The sequence below is a fragment of the Pseudomonas sp. Sample_9 genome (assembly GCF_004307535.1).
GTDB lineage: Bacteria > Pseudomonadota > Gammaproteobacteria > Pseudomonadales > Pseudomonadaceae > Aquipseudomonas > Aquipseudomonas mercuritolerans.
Map to the genome: position 1 here is coordinate 1 of NZ_RAZO01000065.1, position 3,563 is coordinate 3,563.

Genomic DNA, 3,563 nt, shown 5'->3' on the forward strand with positions numbered 1-3,563 from the left:
CTACCGGCTCGCGCACGGCGGTGATCTGGAACCCGTGGATCGACCGCGCCGCCGCACTGCCGGACATGGACAACGATGGCTGGCAGCGCATGCTGTGCATCGAGACGGCCAATGTGATGGATGACATCGTCACGCTGGCGCCGGGGGAGAGCCATACCTTGGGCGTTAGCGTGGCCAGCAAACCGCTTTAAGATCAAAAGATCGCAGCCTTCGGCAGCTCCTACAGGAAAATGCATTCCAATGTAGGAGCTGCCGAAGGCTGCGATCTTTTGCTTTAGAGGTCAGCTTCCTCCACCACCCGCACCTTCTCCGCCTCCAGCGCATACGCTGCATCCGCCAGATCATTGCTGACCTTTTCGATCTTCAGCGTGCCGGTCACCCATAGCGGTGTGTAGATGTCCTCCAGCTTCAACCCTTTCGGATAACGCACCAGCACCAGTTGATTGGGCGGCGGTGGGGGCACGTGGATGCAGGCGCCGGGATACGGAACGAGGAAGAACAGCGTGCTGCGGCCCTTGGCATCGGACTCCAGCGGCACCGGGTAACCACCGATGCGGATGTGCTTGTCGTTCATCGACGCCACGGTTTTCGTTGAATACATCACCGCTGGCAGACCCTTGGCCTGTTTCATCCCGCCCTTCTCGGTGAAGGTGCCGCTGGCTTCGGGAGAGTTGTGGTCGATTTCCGGCATGGCCTCGAGGGCCTTTTGATCCGACTTGGGCATCAGTTCCAGCCAGTCGGTTTCCGGCAGTTCGCCGGCGTGGGCGAGATAACTGCCCAGCAAGAAGAGAGTCAACAGAAGACGGCGCATGAAGGTGCTCGGCAGGCAAAGGAATGGACGGTGAGTCGCCGCGCATTCTAGCCCTCCCGGCCGCGCTGGCCGAGAGGGCTTTGTCGCTTTCGATCAGTTCTTTTTGATCAGACCGTAGATCACCAGCAACACGACAGCGCCAACCAGTGCGCCGAGGAAACCCGCGCCCTCGCCCGCCTGATAGATGCCCAGAGCCTGGCCGCCGTAGGTGGCTGCCAGCGAACCGCCGATACCGAGCAGGATGGTCATGATCCAGCCCATGCTGTCATCGCCCGGTTTCAGGAACCGAGCCAGCAGGCCGACGATCAAGCCGATAAAGATGGTTCCGATAATTCCCATGGCATTTCCCTCTGATTTGGTAGATATGCCAAAGCCTAGACAGACTTTGGCATCCTGCCATGAGAGAACGGCGGCCCCTGAATGGTTCCGCCGCTGCCACATGAAACTGGTTTACTCGGCGATCAGCGCTTCGACCTTGATGATCTGCGCCTGCAGCGTGGCCATGTCGGCGCAGCGCAGGTTGGCATGGCCGACCTTGCGTCCGGCCTTGAAAGCTTTGCCGTAGTGATGCAGATGGCAGTCTTCGATGGCGATGACTTTTTCCACCGGCGGCACTACGCCGATGAAGTTGAGCATCGCGCTCTCGCCGACCTTGGCGGTCGAACCCAGCGGCAGGCCGGCCACGGCACGCAGGTGGTTTTCGAACTGGCTGCACTCGGCGCCTTCAGTGGTCCAGTGCCCGGAGTTGTGCACGCGCGGGGCGATTTCGTTGGCTTTCAGGCCACCGTCGACTTCGAAGAACTCGAAAGCCATCACGCCGACGTAGTCGAGGTGCTTGAGCACACGGCTGGAATAATCTTCGGCCAGCGCCTGCAACGGGTGATCGGTGCTGGCGACGGACAGCTTGAGGATGCCGCTGTCGTGGGTGTTGTGCACCAGTGGATAGAACTTCGTTTCGCCATCGCGGGCACGCACGGCGATCAGCGACACTTCGCCGGTGAATGGCACGAAGCCTTCCAGCAGGCAGGCAACGCTGCCCAGTTCGGCGAACGTACCGGCAACATCTTCCGGCTTGCGCAGGACTTTCTGGCCCTTGCCGTCGTAACCCAGGGTGCGGGTTTTCAGCACGGCCGGCAGACCGATCGAAGCGACGGCGGCGTCCAGGTCGGCTTGCGACTGGATGTCGGCGAAGGCCGGGGTCGGAATGCCGAGGTCTTTGAACATGCTCTTTTCGAACCAGCGGTCACGAGCGATGCGCAGGGCTTCGGCGCTCGGGTAGACCGGCACGAATTGCGAAAGAAACGCCACGGTTTCGGCCGGGACGCTCTCGAATTCGAAGGTCACCAGATCGACTTCATCGGCCAGTTGGCGCAGATGATCCTGATCGCCGTAATCGGCCCGCAGGTGTTCGCCCAACGCCGCGGCGCAAGCGTCCGGCGCAGGGTCGAGAAAAGCGAAGTTCATGCCCAGCGGAGTGCCCGCCAGGGCCAACATGCGGCCCAACTGGCCGCCACCGATTACACCGATCTTCATCTCAACAACCTCAGGCAATACGTGGGTCTGGATTGTCCAGGACGCTGTCTGTCTGCTCGGCACGGAAGGTTTTCAGCACCGCGTGGAACTGTGGATGCTTGGCGCCGAGGATGCTCGCCGAGAGCAGGGCGGCGTTGATTGCGCCGGCCTTGCCGATGGCCAGGGTGGCGACCGGAATGCCGGCCGGCATCTGCACGATCGACAGCAGCGAATCGACGCCCGAGAGCATGGCCGACTGCACCGGCACGCCCAGCACCGGCAGGTGGGTCTTGGCCGCACACATGCCTGGCAGGTGGGCTGCGCCACCGGCACCGGCGATGATCACCTCGATGCCGCGGCTTTCAGCCTCTTCGGCGTACTGGAACAGCAGATCCGGGGTGCGGTGGGCAGAGACCACCTTGACCTCGTACGGGATGCCGAGCTTTTCCAGCATATCGGCGGTGTGGCTAAGGGTGGACCAATCGGACTTGGAGCCCATGATCACGCCAACCAGTGCACTCATCGTCGCGCCTCTTCTCTCTGGAGCGCCCGCAGGCGCGTCATAAAACAACAAGCCACGCAGGTTGCGTGGCTTGATTGTACGAAAAATGGCCGGACGTGCCGGCCGAAGGCCGCGCAGTATACCGCAAAGAAAGCAATAAACAGCCCCCGAAACGACCATCTGTCAAATGAGCGAAAGGCCCGGTTTTATTGACCTTGAGGTCAGCGAAAGAACAGCGCAAAAATCCCCCTGTGGGAGCGAGCCTGCTCGCGAAAGCGTTGTGTCAGACGTACCTCAGCGCCTGACACTGCGCATTCGCGAGCAGGCTCGCTCCCACATTCGATCTTCATCAGCTTCAAGCGTTTTGGGCAGCACCGCCTTCAAGCTTGCGCCACAGCAACCGCACGTTGGCCTTGCGCACCAGCGCGCAGCGGTACAAACGAATCTCCAGCGGCACATGCCATTGCGGGCCGCCGCACACCACCAGCTCACCGCGCGCCAACTCTGCGCGTACGCTCAGTTGCGGCACCCAGGCAATGCCGAGGCCTTCCAGCGCCATGCTTTTCAGGCTGTCGGCCATCGCGGTTTCGTAGATCGTGGTGAAGCGCAACTGGCGCTGGCGCAGCAAGCCGTTCACCGAACGGCCGAGAAACGCCCCGGCGCTGTACGCCAGCAACGGCACGCTCGCCTCGCCTTCCAGATCGAACAGCGGTTTGCCATCCAGATCCGCCGCGCACA

5 protein-coding genes and 1 pseudogene are annotated in these 3,563 nt (G+C 61.8%); 1 reads left to right on the forward strand and 5 read right to left on the reverse strand.

What is annotated here, in order from left to right; all coding sequences use genetic code 11:
* A pseudogene (locus D6877_RS03895) lies at positions 1–191 on the forward strand (D-hexose-6-phosphate mutarotase); the annotation flags it as partial.
* A gap of 83 nt (positions 192–274) precedes the next feature.
* Here the strand turns inward: D6877_RS03895 and D6877_RS03900 are convergent.
* The 5 genes from D6877_RS03900 to D6877_RS03920 form a co-directional block, all read right to left on the reverse strand.
* Positions 275–811 (reverse strand): DUF3299 domain-containing protein, encoded by a 537-nt coding sequence (locus D6877_RS03900; RefSeq protein ID WP_130909917.1) that lies wholly within the window; start codon positions 809–811, stop codon positions 275–277.
* Positions 812–904: 93 nt separating this feature from the next.
* Positions 905–1,150, reverse strand: coding sequence for a GlsB/YeaQ/YmgE family stress response membrane protein (locus D6877_RS03905; protein WP_016772475.1), 246 nt, complete (start codon positions 1,148–1,150; stop codon positions 905–907).
* A gap of 111 nt (positions 1,151–1,261) precedes the next feature.
* Positions 1,262–2,344 (reverse strand): 5-(carboxyamino)imidazole ribonucleotide synthase, encoded by a 1,083-nt coding sequence (locus D6877_RS03910; protein ID WP_041476593.1) that lies wholly within the window; start codon positions 2,342–2,344, stop codon positions 1,262–1,264.
* A gap of 10 nt (positions 2,345–2,354) precedes the next feature.
* Entirely contained in the window at positions 2,355–2,846 is a 492-nt protein-coding gene (purE, locus tag D6877_RS03915) for a 5-(carboxyamino)imidazole ribonucleotide mutase (protein WP_007920220.1), read from the reverse strand.
* A gap of 334 nt (positions 2,847–3,180) precedes the next feature.
* Positions 3,181–3,563: LysR substrate-binding domain-containing protein (locus D6877_RS03920; protein WP_241662847.1), on the reverse strand; the 383-nt coding region annotated here is incomplete at its 5' end.

Bases quoted from the DNA above. Each gene is read 5' to 3' on its own strand.
- D6877_RS03900 (WP_130909917.1), bottom strand. From the start codon at position 811: ATGCGCCGTCTTCTGTTGACTCTCTTCTTGCTGGGCAGTTATCTCGCC.
- D6877_RS03905 (WP_016772475.1), bottom strand. From the start codon at position 1,150: ATGGGAATTATCGGAACCATCTTTATCGGCTTGATCGTCGGCCTGCTG.
- D6877_RS03910 (WP_041476593.1), bottom strand. From the start codon at position 2,344: ATGAAGATCGGTGTAATCGGTGGCGGCCAGTTGGGCCGCATGTTGGCC.
- purE (WP_007920220.1), bottom strand. From the start codon at position 2,846: ATGAGTGCACTGGTTGGCGTGATCATGGGCTCCAAGTCCGATTGGTCC.